General features: G+C 39.1%; 16 protein-coding genes and 1 tRNA gene. 7 read left to right on the top strand and 10 right to left on the bottom strand.

Features of this window, described 5'->3' with window-relative positions; all coding sequences use genetic code 11:
* Nucleotides 1-124 precede the first annotated feature (124 nt).
* From NEOC84_RS02525 to NEOC84_RS02485, 9 genes are all read right to left on the bottom strand, one after another.
* Entirely contained in the window at nt 125-1,129 is a 1,005-nt protein-coding gene (locus NEOC84_RS02525; protein ID WP_166154998.1) for a DNA polymerase III subunit delta', read from the bottom strand.
* A 68-nt stretch (nt 1,130-1,197) separates the two neighbouring features.
* Entirely contained in the window at nt 1,198-1,854 is a 657-nt protein-coding gene (gene tmk, locus NEOC84_RS02520; RefSeq protein WP_166154996.1) for a dTMP kinase, read from the bottom strand.
* Entirely contained in the window at nt 1,851-4,433 is a 2,583-nt protein-coding gene (gene gyrA, locus NEOC84_RS02515) for a DNA topoisomerase (ATP-hydrolyzing) subunit A (RefSeq protein ID WP_166154994.1), read from the bottom strand. The genes tmk and gyrA overlap by 4 nt, the downstream gene beginning before the upstream one ends.
* Before the next feature lie 29 nt (nt 4,434-4,462).
* Nucleotides 4,463-6,967 (bottom strand): DNA topoisomerase (ATP-hydrolyzing) subunit B, encoded by a 2,505-nt coding sequence (gyrB, locus tag NEOC84_RS02510; RefSeq protein WP_166154992.1) that lies wholly within the window; start codon nt 6,965-6,967, stop codon nt 4,463-4,465.
* Between the two features lie 21 nt (nt 6,968-6,988).
* Nucleotides 6,989-7,327: a DUF721 domain-containing protein gene (locus NEOC84_RS09855; protein ID WP_166154990.1), complete on the bottom strand. Its 339-nt coding sequence runs from the start codon at nt 7,325-7,327 to the stop codon at nt 6,989-6,991.
* Nucleotides 7,328-7,559: 232 nt separating this feature from the next.
* Nucleotides 7,560-8,498, bottom strand: coding sequence for a 4-hydroxy-3-methylbut-2-enyl diphosphate reductase (gene ispH / locus NEOC84_RS02500; protein ID WP_166154988.1), 939 nt, complete (start codon nt 8,496-8,498; stop codon nt 7,560-7,562).
* 153 nt (nt 8,499-8,651) lie between these two features.
* Complete coding sequence (locus NEOC84_RS02495) at nt 8,652-9,140, bottom strand: low molecular weight protein-tyrosine-phosphatase (RefSeq protein ID WP_166154986.1); 489 nt, start codon at nt 9,138-9,140, stop codon at nt 8,652-8,654.
* Nucleotides 9,141-9,152: 12 nt separating this feature from the next.
* Nucleotides 9,153-11,054: a bifunctional serine/threonine-protein kinase/formylglycine-generating enzyme family protein gene (locus tag NEOC84_RS02490; RefSeq protein ID WP_166154984.1), complete on the bottom strand. Its 1,902-nt coding sequence runs from the start codon at nt 11,052-11,054 to the stop codon at nt 9,153-9,155.
* Nucleotides 11,055-11,064: 10 nt separating this feature from the next.
* The gene (locus NEOC84_RS02485; RefSeq protein WP_166154982.1) at nt 11,065-11,970 is read right to left on the bottom strand and encodes a hypothetical protein; all 906 of its coding nucleotides are present in this window, start codon (nt 11,968-11,970) and stop codon (nt 11,065-11,067) included.
* A gap of 507 nt (nt 11,971-12,477) precedes the next feature.
* Here NEOC84_RS02485 and yidC point away from each other — a divergent pair.
* From yidC to NEOC84_RS02455, 6 genes are all read left to right on the top strand, one after another.
* Nucleotides 12,478-14,994 (top strand): membrane protein insertase YidC, encoded by a 2,517-nt coding sequence (yidC, locus tag NEOC84_RS02480; protein WP_166154980.1) that lies wholly within the window; start codon nt 12,478-12,480, stop codon nt 14,992-14,994.
* 81 nt (nt 14,995-15,075) lie between these two features.
* Nucleotides 15,076-16,479, top strand: a complete 1,404-nt coding sequence (locus tag NEOC84_RS02475) for a DnaA/Hda family protein (protein ID WP_166154978.1) — start codon at nt 15,076-15,078, stop codon at nt 16,477-16,479.
* A gap of 547 nt (nt 16,480-17,026) precedes the next feature.
* Nucleotides 17,027-17,101: transfer RNA gene (locus NEOC84_RS02470), tRNA-Pro, on the top strand.
* Between the two features lie 55 nt (nt 17,102-17,156).
* Nucleotides 17,157-18,053, top strand: a complete 897-nt coding sequence (gene lgt / locus NEOC84_RS02465; protein ID WP_166154976.1) for a prolipoprotein diacylglyceryl transferase — start codon at nt 17,157-17,159, stop codon at nt 18,051-18,053.
* A 69-nt stretch (nt 18,054-18,122) separates the two neighbouring features.
* Nucleotides 18,123-18,389 carry a 2Fe-2S iron-sulfur cluster-binding protein gene (locus tag NEOC84_RS02460; RefSeq protein ID WP_166154974.1) on the top strand — a complete coding sequence of 89 codons (267 nt, stop codon included), beginning with the start codon at nt 18,123-18,125 and terminating at the stop codon, nt 18,387-18,389.
* Nucleotides 18,390-18,405: 16 nt separating this feature from the next.
* A complete protein-coding gene (locus NEOC84_RS02455) occupies nt 18,406-18,987 on the top strand; it encodes an iron-sulfur cluster assembly accessory protein (protein WP_166154972.1) in 582 nt (193 codons plus the stop codon).
* Between the two features lie 109 nt (nt 18,988-19,096).
* Here the strand turns inward: NEOC84_RS02455 and NEOC84_RS02450 are convergent, their stop codons facing one another.
* The gene (locus tag NEOC84_RS02450) at nt 19,097-19,987 is read right to left on the bottom strand and encodes a Kdo hydroxylase family protein (protein WP_166154970.1); all 891 of its coding nucleotides are present in this window, start codon (nt 19,985-19,987) and stop codon (nt 19,097-19,099) included.
* Nucleotides 19,988-20,330: 343 nt separating this feature from the next.
* On the opposite strand from NEOC84_RS02450, the gene NEOC84_RS02445 reads away from it, so the two are divergent.
* Entirely contained in the window at nt 20,331-21,797 is a 1,467-nt protein-coding gene (locus tag NEOC84_RS02445) for a hypothetical protein (RefSeq protein WP_166154968.1), read from the top strand.
* Nucleotides 21,798-21,857: the final 60 nt, after the last annotated feature.

Below are 21,857 nucleotides of genomic sequence, written 5' to 3'. Positions count from 1 at the left end.
TTATGAAAGAAGCTCTTTTTTTTTACCTTAAACCTCTTGCGGAATTTTTCAGCCAGCTGGAAAAAGGGAATTCTTTTTGATGGAAGCGGACAAATCTTTTGCATCTATCCAACACGAGCTCTATCTAAAGCAGCTGAAGCTCTAAAAAGAGCCTTTCTAAGCAATAGCTTAAAGAAGTTGATCTTTCCAGGCTTTTTTGAACATTCATAATTTTTTCCTCAACAAACTCTAAGGGTAGAATTTCGCCTCGTTGATAAGCTTGAAGAAGCTGTTTATGAAAATCAGGGTTTTCTAGCAATTCTAAGCGTCCCCCGGCATGTAATAAATGTAAATCGCGATACCAAGATAAAATATTTTTTAATAACGCTATGGCCTGCTGATTTACCTGCATAGCTATTGCACCTTCTGTTTCTTTTTCAACTAAATTCTTCTGATAGGCATTCATCTGATCGGTCGATACTTTTTGAATTTCGGCTATTCTAGCTTTTTCTTCTCCCTTTTGAACCTCTTCAATTTGATGGGCAATTTGAGAAGCATATGAGGAAAGTTTGGTATAGGTAGCCATTTTGCCTTCAGCCAGTAATGACAAAATTTGATTACGGCTTGGATCCTTTATCTTGGAAGCAACATTTTTATTGAGAGATTGAAAACGAATCGTACGGCATCGTGACAAAATGGTAGGTAAAAGAGCATGAGCATGACTAGAAAGTAAGATAATAAGACTATTTAAAGCTGGTTCTTCAAATGTTTTAAGTAAAGCATTTGCACTATAATTTAACATCCTTTCGGCATCATAGAGCATAAAGATTTTCCAAGGGCTTTCATAGGGGGGCAAATAGACCTCTTCACAGAATTGACGCATCGAAGCAATACTGTGCATCCCCATTTTACCCTCAGGGCGGTAAATATGAACATCGGGGTGGACATTTTTATCAATTCTTGAATAAGAGTTTTCTCCCATTAGCAATTTTGCCAAGGAAAAGGCAAATTGATCCTTGCAAGCTCCTTCAGGGCCTGCAAACAAGAGAGAATGCCCAATGGCTTGCTTTTGAACCATATTCACTAGATAATCTTTTACGTGCTCATTACCTAGAATGTGGTCAAAAATTTCTCTCATATTGCTCGTCATACCTAAGGTTACCTTACAACCTTCGTATTAAAAAGGAGGATAATTAAACTATTATTAAGCAAATTAACTTATAGTTTTTTTAAATGGATTAATTTTTCTTCCAACCACTGCTTAGCCTGACGAAAGACAGCATCTTCGGGTTGATTAGCGTCAATGACCTGAATGCGCTCAGGAGATTGCCTAGCTAAACTCAAAAATCCTTGGCGTACACGTTTATGGAAATCTAAACGCTCCGCCTCAATGCGGTCTACTTCTCCTCGCCCTGCATTCTCCTTAGAAGCCTTTCGCGTGCGCATGAGGCCAATCTGCGGATCGACATCTAAAAATAAAGTGAGGTCGGGAATTAAATTTTCACTCACACACTCACAAATTTGCTTAACATAAGCCATTCCTAGGCCCCGGCCTATGCCCTGATAAACAATTGTAGAATCATTAAAACGATCGCAGAGCACCACTTTTCCTTTTTCAAGAGCAGGCTTAATCAATTCCTCCAGGTGTTGGGCACGCGCTGCTAAAAATAGTAGCAATTCAGCTTTATACCCAATCGGTAGATCAGCGTTTCGATTAAGAAGCCATTCTCTAATATGAGTGCTTAATCGAGAACCTCCCGGTTCCCGAGTTTTCACTACCTCGTACCCAAGTGATGTTAAAACGGCAGCTAGCTTCTCTATAAGAGTTGTTTTGCCTGCCCCTTCACCACCTTCTATTGTGATAAATAATGTCATAAGCTGTTATTTTCTTCCAAAGTTTCTGAATCTATAGGAGTAGTAGGGCCTTCTAAATCGATTTCTGTGCCTGTTGTTGTTCTATCAGGATTTTCTTCTTCTATGGCTACAGCTACGCTCGCATCTTCTATACTTTCTTCTGCACTTTTCACTTTCTGAATAGCCACAAGATAATCATTATCACGTAAGTTGGCTAGCCTAACTCCTTGGGTATTACGTCCGAGCACGCGTAATTCGCGCATACTAATACGGATAGCTTGTCCACTTGCGGTCATCATGACCATGCCATCGCCATCAGCTACACAAAGGGCCCCCACCACATTTCCATTACGCTCACTAGTCACAATTGAACGTACTCCTACGCCACCACGATTTGTTTGCCTAAAGTCTTCTACGAGGGAGCGCTTGCCAAAGCCATTTTCGCAAACGACAAGAATGGTTTCATCTCCTTTTACGACTTCACAGCTGACGACATAATCATTCTCTTCTCTTAGGCTAACTCCTTTTACCCCTCGAGCCATGCGACCCATAGGCCTAACCTTATCCTCAGCAAAGCGAACGGCCATACCCCTATGGGTAAATATCATCACTTGATATTCTTCTTTTACTAAGCGTGCTGCTACCACCTCGTCACCTTCATCTACATCTAGCGCCCATATACCTTTACGACGTGGATTGCTAAAGTGGCTGAGCTCAGATTTTTTAACCACGCCTTGACGTGTAGCCATCAATATATAGGCTTGCTCATCAAAAGAAGAAACACGCATGATGGTGGCAATCTTTTCATTAGGTTGAATATCTTCTAGCAAGTTAACGAGCGGTTTACCTTTAGATTTACGACTCGATTCGGGTATCTGCCAGACTTTTATCCAATAGCAACGCCCAAGATTCGTAAAAATCAATAGATAGTCATGCATGGTGGCCACATACAAGCCTTTAATTGTATCGTCCTCACGCTTCATCTGCATGCCTGCAACTCCTTGACCCCCTCGCCTTTGTTCGCGGAAAGTATCCATGGGCATACGTTTGATGTAGTCATCTTCCGAAATGGTGATGATCACTGGCTCATTAGCGATCAAATCTTCCATATTCATCTCGCTTTCGGCCGCAATTATCTGAGTTTTACGGGGAGATTTATGCTTTTCTTGGATTTCATTAAGTTCATCTTTAATAATTTGGCGGACCATAAGCTCGCTTGCAAGCACAGCTTTAAAATAGTTGATTTTCTCTAATAAACTTTGGTACTCTTCATTAATTTTGTCATGCTCTAAAGCCGTCAATTGATATAAACGTAAATCCAAAATTGCCATAGCTTGCTTATCCGAAAAGGCAAACCTGTCAATTAAAGATTGTTTAGCCTCCTCGCGGTTATTGCTGGCACGGATCAATCTCACAACCTCATCTAAATGATCAATAGCTTTTAAATAACCTTCCAAGATATGCGCGCGTGCCTCAGCTTTAGCCAATTCAAAACGGGTACGACGGCGAATAACTTCTATACGATGCTCAATCCAAGCACTAATAATGTTTTTTACATTCATAATACGCGGTAGACCTTTATCCAAGGCCAACATATGGCATCCAAAAGTAGTTTCCATATCGCTGAATTTATAAAGCTGATTGATGGTCACCTCAGGGACTTCGTTTCGTTTCAATTCCAACACAATCCGCATCCCCTCTTTATCGGATTCATCGCGTAAATCAGATACTCCTGCCAGAGTTTTACTATTGATCAGGTCTGCAATCTGTTCAATCAGACGAGATTTATTAAGATTATAAGGAATTTCATCGATGACCAAGCGCTGGCGGTCCGGGTTATCTTCCATTTCTTCTACACGGATGACACCCCGTAGAATGATTTTACCATGGCCTGTATGAAAAGCTTCTTTCACTCCCCGATATCCACAAATAATTCCCCCTGTAGGAAAATCGGGACCGGGCATTATTTGCATGATTTCTTCGATAGAAGTTAAAGGTTGGTCTAGCACAAGTAAAGTTGCCTTAATTAACTCATTAAGATTATGGGGTGGTATATTAGTAGCCATACCTACCGCAATTCCTGAGGAGCCATTACATAGCAGATTAGGAAATTTAGCAGGAAAAACGACCGGTTCTTTCTTGGTTTCATCATAGTTAGGAACATGATCTACCGTATCTTTATCCAAATCTTCCATTAATTGCATAGAAGCATGAGTGAGTCGTGCTTCGGTATAACGCATAGCAGCAGGAGGGTCGCCATCAATCGAACCGAAGTTCCCTTGGCCATCAATTAAAGTGTAGCGCATCACCCAGCCTTGCGCCATACGCACTAAAGTGGGGTAGATGACCATTTCACCATGGGGATGATAATCTCCGGAAGTATCCCCTGATATTTTTGCGCATTTACGATGTTTAGCGCCTGGCGACAAGTTTAGCTGCCGCATCGCATAAAGAATACGACGCTGAGAAGGCTTTAATCCATCGCGAACATCTGGTAAGGCGCGTGAAATAATTACAGACATCGAATAACGCAAATAGCTGTCTTTCATTTCATCTTCGACATTACGAGGGATAATCACCTCATTTTTCGTATACGACATATTCACCTTAAAGTTGACGATTTGTTAGATTATATATCTAAGTTTTTTACAGAAAGTGCATGCTGTTCTATGAAAGCTCGCCGGGGAGGCACTTCCTCACCCATCAGCATGGTAAACATGTGATCAGCAGCTATCACATCAGGAAGGGTCACGCGCAGCAATGATCTTTTAATTGGATCCATTGTCGTCTCCCAAAGCTGATCTGCATTCATTTCACCTAAGCCTTTATAACGTTGAATTTCAATGCCTTTACGGCCATTTATCCTTAAAAAATCAAGGATTTCGTGAAGGGTAGAAAAATTATGGGTATGGTTATCTTCCTTAATTTCCATAATTGTTCCATTAGCAATAAGATAATAAGTCAAGTCATACCCAAAGCTTGCCAGCTTATTATTTAGCTGTTCAAGATGCTCTTCTTCATATAATTCCATAAAATTAAGACGCGTAGCTCTAAAAATTCTCATTTCCGGAGTAATTTCTTCTTCAGGAATAGAGGCTAAGGTTTGTTCATGCTGAGTCTTTTGCAAGCACTCATTACGTTCTTTAAGCTCTTCAAATTCATCTAATGAATAAGCAAAGTGTACACCATCAGGCAGCGTAACCTGAAAACGAGGTAGCATCCCTTGAGGATTTTTTGCATGAAGAAATTCTCGAAAAGTGATTCCTTTACGCTCCATGCGCAAAACAAAGGATTCTAGCTCTACCATCAGCTGAAGTAAATCCTTCATCTGGGGAATAGACATAGGCTCTTGATCTTTAGGAAGTCTCATTTTCACATCGCTAATCCCTAATTCCAACAAGTATTCATCCATCTCTTTTTCGGAATGAATATAGCGGCTAGTCTTTTTCCTAGATACTCTATATAGAGGAGGTTGAGCAATGTAGATAAAGTTATTCTCTACTAAAGCAGGCATGTGACGATAAAAGAAGGTGAGAAGCAGAGTACGGATATGCGAGCCATCCACATCCGCATCCGTCATGATAATAATTTTATGGTAACGCAGTTTTTCCAGGTGAAAACCATCAAGGCCAATGCCACATCCTAAAGCAGAAATGATTGTTCCTACTTCGGTGTTCTGAAGAATTTTTTCCAAACGAGCTTTTTCTACATTAAGAATCTTTCCGCGAATAGGCAAGATAGCCTGGAAACGTCTGTCCCTACCATTTTTAGCAGAGCCTCCTGCTGAATCACCTTCCACAATATAAATCTCGCATAGTTTAGGATCTTTTTCTTGACAGTCTGTAAGCTTTCCAGGTAGACGTCCACTATCTAAAGCAGATTTACGCAAGGTCAATTCTCGTGCTTTACGAGCAGCTTCCCGAGCTTGTGCAGCAAGAATGGCTTTGTCCGAAATAGTTTTGGCGATTGCGGGATGCTCATCAAGGTAGATGGCTAACTCTTCACCAACAATTTGCTGGACGACTGAGCCTACATCGCTATTACCTAAACGCTGCTTGGTCTGGCCTTCAAATTGAGGATTGGCAACTTTAACAGAAATGACAGCTGTTAAGCCTTCTCGCATGTCTTCCCCACTAATCGATATTTTATCTGATTTAAGGAGATTATGGCTTTTAATATAGCTATTTAATACCCTTGTAAGAGCCGTTGAATAGCCAGTAAGATGAGTTCCTCCATGTCGTGTAGCAATATTATTGACATAAGAAAAGATGGACTCAGTATAAGTATCGTTCCATTGCATCGCTACTTCAAATTCAATAGGAGCGTCGTCACCGGGTCTAGATCCAGAAAAGTATAAGGGCTCAGGAAAAAGGACGTTTTTGTTTTCATTTAGGTAAGATACAAAGGAAGAAAGACCGCCACCATAACAAAAATGCACATCATCTTTATCTTCATTTCTTTCATCATGAAAATAAATATTGATTCCTTTATTGAGAAACGCCAATTCTCTTAAACGTTTGGCTAAAATATCATAGTCGAATTCTACGACTGATAGAATAGTATCATCCGGCCAGAATGTTATCTTAGTTCCCCGCTTTGTGGTCTCGCCCATTTGTTCTAGAGGTTTTACCACATGCCCTTGAGAAAATTCAATCTCATAAGTTTGGTTGTTTTTGTAAACCTGGACAATCATCTTTTTAGAAAGGGCACAGACACAAGAAACGCCTACACCATGTAAGCCACCTGAGACTTTGTAAGTGTTTTTATCAAATTTACCACCAGCGTGTAAAATAGTCATCACCACTTCTACAGCTGAAACATCACGGCCCTGTTTGATCGATTCTTTTTCATGCTTTTCCACAGGGATACCCCGGCCATTATCTTCAATAGTCGCAGAGCCATCTTTATGAAGGGTCACGCAAATGGCGGTGCAATAGCCTGCCATTGCTTCATCAATACAGTTATCTACGGCTTCATACACCAGCTGATGCAAGCCATTAGAAGAGGTATCGCCTACGTACATACCAGGGCGCTCTCTAACAGCTTGTAACCCTTCTAAGACTGTGATAGAGCTAGCATCGTACTCTTTAGTTACTTGCTTAGCACCTTCTGAACTTAACGTATCGTTAGTCATGCATATATCCTATAATATTTATCATCCAATCCGAAAAACGATGTTCTTAAGATGAATATGAGGGAACTTGGTTTTTAAACTAGCTATAATTCGATTTTTATCATTTTGGCTTAAAAGACTGTGTAAAGTAGAGTTTTTTACTTTAACATGCAGAACGCCATCCATAAAAGACATGGCTTGTGTCATAGAGGCTAGCTTAGCTCCAATGACTTCAGGCCATGCTGCTAACACAAGATCTGGACGATGATGATAATTCTCGCGAATTTGAAAAACGAGCTGAGAAAGCACATCCGAAATTTTGTGCGTGGTAATTGCAGTGCCATCATAATTCTTAGGAGTTCTCCGAATTGCTCTTTGCACCGTTTAATTCCTTTAAAAAAGTAAGCTTTTTAACATAAAAGGTCTCGTCTTATCAAGCGTTTTTTATGCTTTGTTTTCCTCTACCTAACTTATAGGCAATGCTAAAGTAAACTCTTCATTTACCTTCGCTAAATGATCAGAATTAATAAAAAAGTTTAAGGAAGTAAAAGTTAGAATAAATATGAGCATTTTTGCAAACTAGTTTTTAGCTTTCTCTCTCTAAGCATGCACTTTAAGCTCCAAAACGCGCATTAACGATAGGCTTTGGAAGTTGAAAAACAACATCTTCCGTAGTAAACACTACATCTTCAACCTCTTTAACCCCTAAAGTAATAAGTTTCTTAATACAATCTTGTACAATTCCCTCAGGAGTAGATGCGCCCGCTGTAAGGCCTATAATTTTTACATCTTTCATCCACTGGGGATCAATTTCGCTATCATCATTGATTAAATAGGAAGCAATTCCTTTATTAGCTGCTAATTCACGTAAACGGTTTGAATTAGAACTTTGGGGATCGCCAACTACTAAAACTAAATCAGTAGCATCCGTAATCTCGCGCAAGGCAAGCTGTCTATTTGTAGTGGCATAACAGATAGAAGAACTAGGCAGAGTAACAATATGAGAATATTTTGCTATCAAAGCTTGCGTAATTTCTCCCACATCATCCAGGCTTAAAGTTGTTTGGGTAATGTAAAAAAGCTTATCATTGCTTTGAAAGGTAAGATTTTCTACATCTTCCACAGATTCCACAATAGTGGTTACATCCGGAGCTTCTCCAGCGGTTCCGATAATCTCCACATGATGGCGATGGCCAATTAATATGATCTGATATCCCAAATTAGCAAAGCGTTTAACAGCAGAGTGAACTCTGGTGACTAAGCCACAGGTGGCATCAATTTCAATCAAATTACGTTTTTGAGCCGCGGCACGTACAGCTGGTGATACGCCATGCGCTGAATAAATGAGGCGCGAACCCATAGGAACTTCATTCACCTCTTCTATGAAGATGGCACCTTTAGCTTTCAAACTTTCTACCACATGTTTATTATGAACTATTTCGTGTTTCACATAAATAGGGCGACCCCATAAAGAAAGAGCTTTTTCTACTGTCTCAATAGCCCGCTCCACGCCTGCGCAAAATCCCCGAGGCTTAGATAACAGTAATTTCATAAACTTTCATTCCTATAAGACTAGCATTGGAAAAGAGCTTATTTTACCATAAATTTGATATTGAGTAAAGGCTATTCCCCTAGGCAATCAATTCAATTTAATGGTTACACTTGCTTAAAAAAAATGAAAAAAAAGAGCTCGATTAAGCACTATTTAAGGGACTTCCGTATGCTTATTTGAAGCTTTTAAATGCTCGATAAATCCTTTGCAAGCCTCTTCGATCATATCCAATACCTGCTCAAAAGCTGTATCTCCCTTATAAAAAGGATCAGGGATGTTTTGATGATGATAGATTTGGCTAAAGGCAGTTAATAGATGAATTTTCTCTTTTTGCTTAACACTTTTAGCTTGCAAGTATAAATGATGCAAAATTTCCTGATCGGCAGCAAAAATGTAATCAAAATTTTCTAAAAATTTTTGATGAAAGGCTTGCGCCTGAGAAGTTAGATAAATGCCACGCCTGGAAGCTGCCTGCCTCATACGTGCATCAGGAAGTTGCCCTACGTGCCATGAGCCTAACCCACAGCTTTGCACTTTCACATTTTTTAAAGCAACCTCTTGATTAATGAGGTGACGTAAAATTCCTTCAGCAGCTGGTGAGCGACAAATATTACCTAGGCACACAAATAATACAGCAATCATAGGTATCCTTTATTATTGGACATCCGCAGCACAACGAAAGCCATAAGTTCCATTTACGGTACCTGGATTATTCCGATGCCGTCTTGAACAACGCAAGTCTTCTTTTAAGCTCTTCCAACAGCCTCCCCTTAAAACACGGTAAACACCTTGTAAAGGCCCTTTAGGATTTTCCGGCTCTTGAATGGATATCTCATAATAGTTATAGCCATACCAATCTTGGCACCACTCATAAACATTTCCTACCATGTCATAGAGGCCATAGCCATTAGGAATGTAACTCATCACCGCGGTAGTATCCGAGCTAAAAAAGTTAGCTTGGGATTTTTCAATCTCTTCACCTGTAGGATAAAGAGAATTTTCTTGTCCTCCTCGGGCTGCAATTTCCCACTCTGCTTCTGTTGGAAGACGTTTTCCTATCCACTTAGCATAAGCTACAGCCCCATACCAGGTTACCCCCACCACTGGATGTTTAGCATATCCCGATTCAATACTTAATTTACCACCGCTACGTTTGATTCTTGAATCACGCATACGGATAATGTCTTGATGATTGCTATCTTTTTCTCCACCCATGACTTCTAAAAAGCGAACAAACTGCTCGTTAGTGACAGGATGGATGTCAATAGCAAAACCAGCTAAAATCACTTGATGGCGAGGTACTTCATCGCGGTTTCCATCATTGCTACCACGATAAAAACTTCCTCCTGCTATAATTACCATATCTGTTAGAAGAGGCTGAATATTTTTCACTTCTTTATACTCGGGTCGATAAGATTTTACGCTGGTATCGATTTGAAAGACAGCAGCAGGATCGGGATCTGTTTGAGGCCTTTCCAATTGAGCCGTACGAAGAATAGGCCTTAATGCAGCAGCTTGCTTTTCGTCATGTTTAATTACTTTTTGAGTAGCCCTCTCTGTCTCTTTTAATACAGGTTGATCGAGTATGTAAACCTCGGCTAAACCATGAGCCGAGAGAGCTTCAGCAGGTGAAGCTTGCATTTTATCAAGTTCGTACACAAGCGATTCTGGACGCTTAACAGGATCAATTTGTAGACAGCTTGATATTAATTTATCCCAATTCCATCGCAAATCCGAACGCTCAGAAGGCATTTCAAAAATGCCTTCCGGAAACTCATTCATCAATAAATAATAAGCAAGCACTCCAAAAGCATAGCAATCTGCTTGTACATCTACTATTTTGGTTGTATCCAAGCGTTTTTGCTCAGGAGCTAAAAAAAAGTAAGTCTGTAGAAAAGAAGCGTGCAAAGGAATTAACTTTGAATTTTCTAACGAGCTGGCATAGCGTTCTTGCCCTGCTTTAAGAGGATTTACGGCAGATCCAATGCCTAAAGATTCAGCTACACTCTTATAAATGCGCGTTAAAACGGAACCTACCCCGACGATACGTGAAAGACCGAAGTCCGAAAGATAAAGATCAATTTGCGCTCCTAGTCTATTACTTACCAAAATATTATTAAGTTTAAGACCGCGATGCACAAGTTTTTTTCCATGCGCATAATCCAAAGCTTCAGCAATCTGCCTGAGTAGACGGAATAATTCTTCCTCTTCTAATCGCTTGCCTCGTCCCCCCATATATTGCATTAAATTGGTTGTTTCACCCAGCTCATCTACTACACAATCGGTAACTAAAAAGTATTGTCCATGCGAGTAAGAAACATTATGAATTTTAACTAAATGCGGGTGATCTAAAGCAGATAAATTAGCTACATCTTCTTCAAAACGTTGAATAAAGGCTCTATCGGCACTCAGCTCTTCTGGAAGAACTTTTAGGATATAATGCTTTTTCATAAAGCGATGCTCGGCTAAATAAACATTCCCTAGCGACCCTTGGCCTATCTGTTTAACAACAGTATAATCCCCTAATATTTTCGCTTCTTTTGTTCTAGGTTCCATACTTTCCTAATTATTTTTGAGAATGGCCACGCTTTTCGTCTAAAAGCTTCTGGGCCAAATTAATCACACGGCTAAAAGCATACCATTGCTTAGCTTTATCTAACAATCTTTGGGCTAAATCATACTGATGAAAAGCAAGAGCTATCTCCACATAATAGGGGATATCTATGCGCGACAATACTACATTTTGCTCAATTATGCGGTTAAGGTAAGTCGATAAAGCCTGTGGCTTGGCATCTTTCTGAGTAAATCCTATGATCATCCGATAGAGGCTCGTATCATAAGGCTCTATATCGACTGCTTTCCTAGCATGGCTTAATATTTGTAAACGTGCAGCCTGCCGCTCTTCTTCTGTTTTAGCTCTTTCGAAAAGTTTAACGTATAGGGCAGCTTTGGCTTTATAAGCGAGAAAATGGTGGGGATCATGAAGATAGGCATGGTAAAATAGCTCAAAAAATTGATCGTATAGACCCAAATTTGCTTTACTCATTGCCAATAAGTAGCTTAGATGATAGAAATTAGGATTCTTTTCAAAAAGGGGTTCAAATTGCGAAATTAGTTTTGCTGCTGTTTTGCCAGAATCATAGCCTGCATCTTCTAGATAGATCTTTAAAGCTTGTGCATAGATTATCTTTTCCTCTGCTAAGATATTAGCAGTTTCTGTAGCAGGGATTTCTTTTAAAGCTTCAAGGAAAACTTTAAAGGATTTTTCTTGCTCCTGATCTTTATAATAAGCAACCGCCCAATTTTTATGTGTCAACCCTTTATCTTCCTTGGAAATCTGGGGAGGCTGTTCTTCAGCTGGCAGTGGGCTTGCCCGGTTAAAAGTCTCTAATTTCTTTTCTGGCATAGCTGCAATTTCGGCTCTCCCTACCAGAAGAAGAGGTAATAGAGCTTTCAGCAAATTTTTTTTCATAAACTTCTCTGTCGATTATAAACAGGGCTAGAAAACCTATTAAATATTTCTCTATCTTTAAAGAAAAATCATCTCGCCCACTGTGCAAAATTTTAGAGGGCTTCTTAAAATATTATAAAATTTAAAGTCTAGCATGGTTAAAACCCTATCGACCTAAATCAGTTCTATCTAGCAGTTAATGCACACTTGCTGCCATAAAAGCTGGAAGCCTTATTATCTATCTGCTCAAAAGTTGCCCATTAATAAAGTTAGTAAAAAAACATGAGAATGAGCACAAAGGGTAGGATAGCCTATTCTTTTTAGATTAAATATCGGGCGCCATCATAAAAAATACACCTCCCAAGAGACAAAAGCAAGAATAAACTTAAGCCTTATAAATATCCGATTAAACTCTATAATCTTTTCTTACCTATCAAGGGTTCACCTAGGGGATTTAAATTGCATGATTAGAGAGATGTATGCTAATGTTCTTAATTTATCTTTAAACTTCAACAAAAAAGTCTACTTATGGATAAGCGAACCGCGCTATTTGTTTTATGCCTAACCTTAACCTTATTTGCTGTTAATTGGTACTTCGAGGGAAAAAATCAAGAAAGCTTAAAGGAATGGACAGCACAGCAAAAAGCCAAAGCTCTACAAATCGAGCAACAGTTAGAGAAAGAGATTAGCCAGAAGACCGAAAATCCTAGCAACCTTCCCCTAATTGATTTATATGCGGATGAGAATGCTACAAATTTTCTCACTACCGGGGTAGAAATCAATCATGTGGTCATGCTCTTAGCATGGGATGAGCAGCTCCCGAAAATTGTTTATAGCAAAAATTTTCAAGAAAACAACAAATCGCAAGCATTTAACCTTCTTTTTAAAGAAGGCTCTATCGGACAACCTGCCATTTATGCAGCAGAAAATGGAAAAAAATTGCAAGTAAGCGAACTTCCTGATTTTGGTTCTTTTGATTTGCAAATTGTTGAAGTAAGTGGAAAAAATCAGCATGCAATAACTGCTCCGAAAATCCTATGGGGAGAATATAAAGATGGGCGCTTATCTATTCCTTTAGCCAGATTAGCCCTGCTAAAGCAGAAAGAGCAAAGATATGAAAATCAGGTTAGAAATTATCTTCCTTCCAATGCTATTGCTTTATTAAAAACAGCCGCGGGATATCTACCTGTAGGCATTTATGAGCAAGAGGATGGTAGTCTTAAGCTTATGAATGAATTTATGGGTACCGAAAATATTATTTCAATGCCTAAAGCTAAGCAAACGTCTAGCTCGCTGCAAAAGGCAGAGGAAAAATTTTTTGTGTTAGAAAATGCCTACCAGCAGCTTGTTTTTTCTAATCAGGGAGGCTCTATTGTAGAAATTAATCTTCCTTTCCAAAGCGCTAGCCATCCAGCCACTGTGGTAAAAGAAATTGAGTATGATCGTGACATGGTTAAAAACCATCCTTCTAATACTCATTTTCCTGCCCATCCTTATTACACTCCTGATGGGGCGTTACATCAAAAAGGATCGTTAGGGGGATATTATCCGCTTTTAAGACGCGATTTGATAGCAGAAGGAGAGAAAAAGCCTACGCGCCTGCCACCTCGCTTTTATGCAACTAATATCGTTTCAGAGTATCCGGAATTTGCAGAGCTTACCTATGAGGTGAAAAAATTTGATAGCCACACGATCGTATTTGAGGCTAGCCAATCCCATCGGACCATCACGAAAACTTATACTTTAAGAAACGACGAGCAAACAGCCCCCTACACTTTTGACTTGACAATCGAGATAAAAGGAGACAGCCGTGGCTTATGGTTAACTTCAGGGGTTCCTGAGGTGGAATGGATATCTGGAAGTCCAGCACCTGCTTTAAAATATAGGATTACACGTAATCGCAAATCCTCGGTAGAAAATATTGACCTGCCTAAAGACGCCCTCACGGTAAGTTCTGTCTATATAGATTGGATTGTGGATTCCAATGGCTTTTTCGGCATAATCCTTGATCCATTATCCAACATCGATGCAGGGTATAGAGTGCAGCAAGTTCCAGGAACGATAGTTCCTTCACGTTTGGTTCAATTGGATCAGCAATATGATCGTTTTAAAGCAGTTAATATGCCCGGATACATGGCACTACTCCCGCTTGCTAGTGATGGCGGTTCTATGAACTTCCGCATCTTCAGCGGCCCGTTTGCTGAAAGTATTTTGAAGAAAGTCGATGCAATGTATAGTGATTCTACCACGGGATACAATCCTGACTACATTGCCTCTCAAACTTTTCATGGATGGTTTGCTTTTATTTCAGAACCGTTTGCTAAGTTTTTGTTCATCTTAATGAAATTTTTTTATCGCCTCACTAGTTCATGGGCATTTTCAATTATTTTATTAACCATTGCTTTACGCATCATGATGTATCCCCTCAATGCGTGGTCTACAAAATCCATGTTACGGATGCAACAAATTGCTCCTGAAGTAACAGCTCTTCAAGAGAAATATAAGAAAGATCCTAAAAAAGCTCAGCTTGAAATTATGTCTTTGTATCGTGAGCGCGGAGTTAACCCTATATCCGGTTGCTTTCCTTTACTGATACAAATGCCATTTCTTATTGGAATGTTCGATTTATTAAAATCCACTTTTGAGCTACGTGGAGCTAGCTTTATTCCAGGATGGATTGACAATCTAACAGCCCCTGATGTGCTATTTAGCTGGGATACCCCCCTCTTTTTTATTGGAAATCAATTTCATTTACTTCCTATTCTTTTAGGCGGGGTGATGTTCATCCAGCAACGCTATATGACTACCGGCCCTAAAGATCCTAGCCAGATGACAGAGCAGCAAAGGCAGCAACGCTCGATGAGTACAATTATGACGGGGGTATTTGCCGTAATGTTTTATAATTTTCCTTCCGGCCTCAATCTATATTGGTTATCTTCTATGCTACTAGGTATTCTACAGCAAGGGTGGACTTTAAAGCAGCTTCAGAAAAAAGCCTTACGTCCTCAAGTTATAGAAGTCAGCCAAAAAATTGTAAAAAAATAAAAAGGATTGCCTAATACTCCTCTTCAACATTCGTGCGAGCCCTCTCGCACGAGATTAAATCATAGCTGGGATAATTAAGAAATGCGTGCATGGAATGAATTTCTCGCCTTACAGGAAATTGAACTAGGCAGTGAAACCGTCCATAAATGGCTAAAATCCTTAAAAATTATTCGCTTTGATGCAGCTAATTTATATCTAGAAGCTAAAGATTCTTTTCAAGCTCTATGGTTTGAAGAGCATATGCGTCAAAAAATTCTCACCAAATTTGTTAACAATAATAATAAGAAAATAAAAGTTCACTTAAGTGTTGCAAACAGCTTACCCCGTAAACCAAAAAGTTCTTTATTAAAAAGTGCAGCTTTATCCAACCATGCCCCCTTCGCTTTATGTTTTGACGAATTAGATCCTTACTGTACATTCGAGCATTATGTTTCCTCGGAAAAGAATATATTAGTAGAAAAATTGTTGCTTAGCTTGGCTCATTCTGACCAACCAAAGGAGCTGGGTATATTTAATCCTATCTTTATCCATGGTAGCTCAGGAACTGGGAAAACGCATTTACTGATGGCTACCGTTCAGGCTTTGCGTAGTCAAGGGTTTCATGTGCTTTACTCTCGAGCTGAAACTTTTACTGAACACGTAGTCTCAGCCATTCGTGTAGGAGAGATGAGTATTTTTCGTCAGGCCTATCGAAATAGTGATGTCCTCATCCTTGATGGTGTCCAAGAGTTTTCTAAAAAGGGAGCCACTCAGGAAGAATTTTTTCATACCTTTAATACTCTTCATCTTGATAATAAGCAGATTATCTTAAGTGCAAACTGCTCTCCTGCAGAGCTTACCTATATTGAACCGCGCCTAGTTAGCCGTTTTGAATGGGGAGTGGTCCTTAATCTATTTCCTTTGTCTAGGGAAGAATTAGCCCTTGCTATTCGTAAAAAAGCTCAATTTTTTAATTTTCCTATTCATGCTAAAATCATTGAATTTCTGTTAGATAATTTTCCTAGCAGTAGTAAAGCATTGATTCGTGCTTTAGAAGCTTTAGTTTTGCGCTCACATCTCAACGAGCAAATGGCAAAGCACTCCACAGTAGGTATTACTGTGCCTATGGCTAAACAGATTTTAAGTGATTTATTGCTTGAGGAAAAACAACATGTCCTTACTCCCGAGAAAATAATTAAAAGTATTGCAGAAATATTTGGCATTATGTCGGAAGATATTTTGGGAAAAGCGCAAAGCCGTGATTGTGTTTTTCCCCGACAATTAGCGATGTATCTCTGTCGGCAGACACTTCAAATGCCTTTTACAAAAATTGGCGATATTTTTTCTAAAGATCATTCCACCGTGATGTCGAGTGTACGCCTGATAAAAAAAGGTATAGAGACCGATGATAAAGACATTATCAGTGCTTATCAAGCTATTCAGAAAAAAATCGATTTCAATGAACCTAATAATCGCAATAAAGAGGGAGGGGAAGGCGTTCTTTAACACATGAATTCTATCTACAATGATTTCATATAAGCTGTTTCTCTTGAGCTCTTTAATTTAACGATTAATAAAGCTTTAGTGGATGAAATACATTCACTCCAGTTTTTCTTTCTCAAGCCACTTTAGTTAGGCAAGTAGAAAAAGAAGCTGACTGAGCAAAATGAGACCGGAAGTTGTATTTATTAGCTGAAGATATGTAACCAGCTCTTAAGCTTTGGACACCTTAACGTTTTCTCTAAGCTAGCTAACCGATTAGATAGGCAATAAAATAATCCTACAACCTAACATAAAAAGTTACTGAGCTACCTTCTTAGAATGGATTTAAACTAAGCTATTCTTCATTCGAAAAAACTTTCAATTTTTATTTAAAGGAGTCTAGAGAACTTGGGGAATATCCAAGCTGGGTCATTACGGACTTATCCAGCTTATCTTCTAATCAAAGCTATCGATCTATGGTTACTTTAAAGTTGTTAAGTCGAAATATCAGCAAATCCCTTAGAAATTTCTTGCTGAAAAAGCCCCTCATGCCTATAATTTGCTTTTTCTTCGGAGTATAGCGCAGCTTGGCTAGCGCGGCTGCTTTGGGAGCAGTAGGTCGGGGGTTCGAATCCCTCTACTCCGATCAAAAGGCTCCTATGGCAAAAAGTAGGAGCCTTTGACTTCTAAAGGTCTTTTATATGCACTTGTTGATTGCCTGGCTATACTGGAACCCTTCTAAAGATATCTTCACTCTACCCCTTGTTAACAGGCCTATCGCCTGGTATGGCCTCTTTTTCGTGTTAGGCCTTATATTAAGTTATTCCATCGTTCTTCATCTTCTGCGCACTTGGTTGCTGGAATGCTATAGCTCTCAAAAAAACAATAAAGATATCTCCTCGATAGCATTAAGGCTAACAGATCGCCTCACATGGTACGTTGTCACCGGCATCATTATTGGCGCCCGTCTAGGTCACGTTTTTTTTTATGATTGGCCTTATTATCAATATTATCCTTTAGACATTTTAAAAGTTTGGGAAGGAGGCTTGGCCAGCCATGGAGGTGCTGTGGGTATTTTATTAGCCCTAGCTATTTATCGTTTATCTATCCGTAAGAAATTTTCTGAATTAACTTTTTTAACACTTGCAGATATTATAGCCGTACCTACAGCCTTAGCTGGCGCTTGTATTCGCCTAGGCAATTTCTTCAATCAGGAAATACTAGGGACACCTTCTCAAGCGCCCTGGGCAGTAATATTTGGAAATCCTGCCGATCATAGCTTGCCTCTACCTCGTCATCCCGTCCAACTTTATGAAGCCTTTGCTTATCTAATTATCTTTGCTCTCCTCATTTTAATTTGGCAAAGAACTCATGTGCGCAAGAGATCTGGCTTCATGGCCGGATTGTTTTTTATATTGCTTTTTTCCACGCGATTTTTTTTAGAATTCTTTAAGAGTTCGCAAAGTACTGTTATTGACGAATCAACAATGCAAATGGGCCAATATTTAAGCCTGCCCTTTATCCTCAGCGGATTTTTTCTTATTATTTATACTAGTAAAGTCTCCAAAGCATTTACACAAGAAAAGGAGAATATTTAATTGGCATTGTTCTTTATTAGATATATGCCTATAATGATTGTTGCAATCATATAAGCGGAGTCTTTAGAAGTGGCCAAGTTAATATTTGATCATAATGGCGAAGAAATTGAATTGCCTGATGATTCACCAATCGCTGAAGTTTGTGAAGAAGCAGGAGTTCCTTTTGCCTGTACAGAGGGTGTATGCGGAACCTGTGTTATCCTTGTTAAAGAGGGAAAAGAAAATCTCTCCTCTCCAACTCAAGAAGAAGAAGATTTTCTTGGAGAAGGTACCTGCGACGAGCGACTTGCTTGCCAGTGTCGCATCAAAAAAGGCAATGTAAAAGTATCATTTTAATGAAAAGGTTAAGCCCATGACTAGCACACAAAATCAAGAAAATACTATCATCCATCGCCAGATGACGATTGAACAAATTTTATCTCTTTTTCCCTTTAAAGCGCAAAAATTAGCGCAAGAAATTACGCGTGCAGGGCTCCATTGCGTAGGATGCCATGCAGCCACTTGGGAAACTCTAGAAGCTGGCATGTTAGGCCATGGGATGAATGAAGAGCAAATTAATACGTTAGTAGAAAGACTTAACAATCTTTTACAAGAAGAAGCAGATTTATCTACCATTACCATTACTGAACGTGCTGCCAAAAAATATCTAGAGATTTTAACCGAAGAGGGTAAAACCGGCTGGGGCATTAGATTTGAAGAGAAAATGGCAGGCTGCAGTGGCTTTGAATATGTGTTAGACTTCTCTGAAAAAGCTGCTGAAGATGATGAGATATTTGTTTCCCATGCTATCGAAATTCACGTAAAAAAAGCTATAGTGCCTCGACTTTTAGGTTCAGAAATTGATTATGTGGATGGACTTCAGGGGGCAGGTTTTAAAATCAGTAATCCCAATGCACGTTCATCCTGTGGCTGCGGCTCCTCGCATAACTACTAGAAGGTAACATGGCTTTTTAGCTTAAATTCTAAGATTATTTGAAAAAAAGCCCTTAACTTGTTAAGGGCTTACTTTTTTAGGTAGATTAGGCTAAGTAAACGTTTAAGCTTTAACCCTTTTCAATTAATTTTTGTCCAAAAAAGCGTTCCAATACGTGTAATGGTGAGGTTTCCGGATTTTGTAGACTTTCTACAGGAAGGTAATAGGTTTGCTCCATAACATATTGACCTGCAAGCGCTGCATGGGAAGCTTGATCGGTATAAACTATCCAGCTACTCCCAGGTGGAAACAATATTTCTTGCTGTTTAGCATTCTCTTGATACTCTTTATCTCTTTTCATTAAATCGTGCAGGCAGATCATATAATGATCGTAAAGAGTGCGATAGTCTTTGGTAATGCCTACTGCTTTTAATAACCAAGCTAGTCCGGGGACCGGCTTTCTTAATTTTATTCCAAATTTTTGTACTACTTCAGCAAAAGGCTCCCCTAATTTCCAAACTCTAGGTTGCTGAGCTGGATTGATATTTGAAAAAAAACGCATGATTCGTTTCCCTTTTACAGGTGAAGAAGGAAAAGCATCCACATGGAGTAGAGTATCATCTTTACGCCAGGAGCTAGATCTTCCTGCTATTTCTGCTGGACGAAAACTTGTACGACCTTGGATTAAATGCTCTTTATAATGAGGAAATAGCTTTTCAATAAAGAGACGACTTTGCAAAGCATAACGCTCCATCATATTTTTTAACTTTTGCTCTTTCTCTCCTCTACAAATTGTTCCGCCTAATCGATCTTTTATTGCATCATAGCTAATGTTTTTTGAATTAGGGGCTACTACCTGGGGGGAGAGAAATTGGAACTCATCTTCATGTAAGCTAAAAGGTAAATGAGGAAAATAGACTACTTTACCCTGCTCTAAAGTTTGAATAGCCTCCTTTTTCATTTCTTCAGTTATGACGTTTTCAAAAGAGGTAACTTCAAATGTTTTTATAACTTCCTGCATACTGGCACTCCATAAATAAGAATAAAAAGGATGTTAAAGAAGAGAGATTATATTTGCTAATCTATTTTTGGCCTTTATAGCTAAAAGATTAAGGTGTAGGCAAATCAATTGGAAAGGCAATGGCCTCCATTTCTTCTTTCTTGCATTTTTCATATAAAGAGCTTCAAGCATTTATGGCGACTGGGCGGCAAGCAAATATCTGTTCCAGGATAATATTAGCAATCTACTAAGGAGGATAAATTAAAAGCTCCTATATTTCTTATCTTTATCTTTTCTTTAAAATAAAGGATTAGTGTAAATCTTATTAAAGCAGCTTTTAGAAAAGCTTATGGGGAGAGTATTTATGAATTTTCAAGCAATAAATGCACTAGATACAGACCCAATTTTAAGACAGTTAAGGTATCCAGCGGCTTCTGATAAAAACGTGCTTCACCTCACACCTTTAGTGCATCAGATTTGTCACGGGATCACCTATGTGGGAACAGCCATGCAGCAACGCGCCAATAGTAAGCGCTGGCATGGAAAGATTGTCATTGTGTTGAGTAAAAGTTTTGTAGCTACAGGCTATCTATTAAATACGCCGCTTGCCATAAGTGAAGGATTGGTAACGGCAGCTTTATCGGCTATAGCCCTTACCGGCCCCCTGCTTTTAAAAACCCGATCGCCCATTTTTCAAAAGATTACTTTTAAACTATGTGCTCACTCCTTAAATTGCGCTATTATCATTGCTCTTCAAGTGACCTGCCTAAAGCGAGGCTTTTTTTCGAAGTATCACAGTCTCAATGCAACGGCTAGCCATGCTATCCATGGAGCCTCTGCCTTTATTCCTCTCTTTATAGGTCATATTTTTGATTGCCAGGCTGGTAGGATACCTATTGGCGCTAGCTTAATGCCTTTTGAAGTAAAAATTGCCCGAATAGCTATAGAGTTAGCGCCTTCAGCTTTGCAAGATATCGCACGAGGGCTAGCCAGGGATTTCTCTTCTAACATTAGAAGTAATTTCACCGATGACCCCACTTTAGAAAGATTCCTACACCAAAATCCTGATTGCATTGATATTTTGAATCGTTTAAATTTTGCTAATTTACGTGATACGCATTATCGTTTACGCTTGCTAACTTTAGTCGGAAGCTATCTGATGCATACAAGCTTCTTAGAAGGATATCAAGATGCTCATCATATTCATTACTATAATGTAAGCATTCATAAAGAAGATGTAAAATATCAAACATACATCTTAAGCCTTATTAAAACTGCTTTTGTAGATTTGTATGATAATGAAGAGCTAGTTTACTTACTTAGTAAAGAAGCTGATAAGTTAAAAGCAATAGAAGATGGCCGAGAAATGTTAGAAACGCTTTATAATATAAATCTGCAACTTGCCAATTACGCTCAATTACAAGAGCTTCATAGTGAAATCGTATGCCCCACCCAATTTAGAGCAGTTGCCTTAAAACCTTATAATGAAAGGTACCAACGCCTTGTGCATGCTAAAAATTGCTTCAGCCAACTTTCTTCTGAAGAACAAGCAATTCTTACGAAAAAATTGCTGCAACTTGGCTCCTATGAAATAGAAAAGCAGGGTCTTTCTCTCCAACGTGTCCAATGTATTCAGCAACTTTTCAATAAGATTGGCACCCTGTCAGGAGAGCTACATCAAGGCAAGTTGCTTTGTAGAAATTATGTTAATACAAATCTTTTAAATCAAGGGGATGTTTACAACGCTTTTGGAACAGAAAACTTATTTGCCCGAGCTTGTCAAAAAGCTATTCAAGAGATTCAAGATAGAACAAGGAAGGATGCTCCCTAACATCTCCCTATCCAGAACTTTTTATAGGCTGTTTGGCCTCTACCTGTTGCTCTCTCTTTA

Source organism: Neochlamydia sp. AcF84, assembly GCF_011087585.1.
Classification (GTDB): domain Bacteria; phylum Chlamydiota; class Chlamydiia; order Chlamydiales; family Parachlamydiaceae; genus Neochlamydia.
Note: the sequence above shows the minus strand (reverse complement) of the source record. Positions and strands in the feature narration are given on the sequence as shown.

Coding starts and splice junctions, on each gene's coding strand:
- NEOC84_RS02525 (WP_166154998.1), bottom strand. CDS start 1,129: ATGACGAGCAATATGAGAGAAATTTTTGACCACATTCTAGGTAATGAG.
- tmk (WP_166154996.1), bottom strand. CDS start 1,854: ATGACATTATTTATCACAATAGAAGGTGGTGAAGGGGCAGGCAAAACA.
- gyrA (WP_166154994.1), bottom strand. CDS start 4,433: ATGTCGTATACGAAAAATGAGGTGATTATCCCTCGTAATGTCGAAGAT.
- gyrB (WP_166154992.1), bottom strand. CDS start 6,967: ATGACTAACGATACGTTAAGTTCAGAAGGTGCTAAGCAAGTAACTAAA.
- ispH (WP_166154988.1), bottom strand. CDS start 8,498: ATGAAATTACTGTTATCTAAGCCTCGGGGATTTTGCGCAGGCGTGGAG.
- NEOC84_RS02495 (WP_166154986.1), bottom strand. CDS start 9,140: ATGATTGCTGTATTATTTGTGTGCCTAGGTAATATTTGTCGCTCACCA.
- NEOC84_RS02490 (WP_166154984.1), bottom strand. CDS start 11,054: ATGGAACCTAGAACAAAAGAAGCGAAAATATTAGGGGATTATACTGTT.
- NEOC84_RS02485 (WP_166154982.1), bottom strand. CDS start 11,970: ATGAAAAAAAATTTGCTGAAAGCTCTATTACCTCTTCTTCTGGTAGGG.
- yidC (WP_166154980.1), top strand. CDS start 12,478: ATGGATAAGCGAACCGCGCTATTTGTTTTATGCCTAACCTTAACCTTA.
- NEOC84_RS02475 (WP_166154978.1), top strand. CDS start 15,076: ATGCGTGCATGGAATGAATTTCTCGCCTTACAGGAAATTGAACTAGGC.
- lgt (WP_166154976.1), top strand. CDS start 17,157: ATGCACTTGTTGATTGCCTGGCTATACTGGAACCCTTCTAAAGATATC.
- NEOC84_RS02455 (WP_166154972.1), top strand. CDS start 18,406: ATGACTAGCACACAAAATCAAGAAAATACTATCATCCATCGCCAGATG.
- NEOC84_RS02450 (WP_166154970.1), bottom strand. CDS start 19,987: ATGCAGGAAGTTATAAAAACATTTGAAGTTACCTCTTTTGAAAACGTC.
- NEOC84_RS02445 (WP_166154968.1), top strand. CDS start 20,331: ATGAATTTTCAAGCAATAAATGCACTAGATACAGACCCAATTTTAAGA.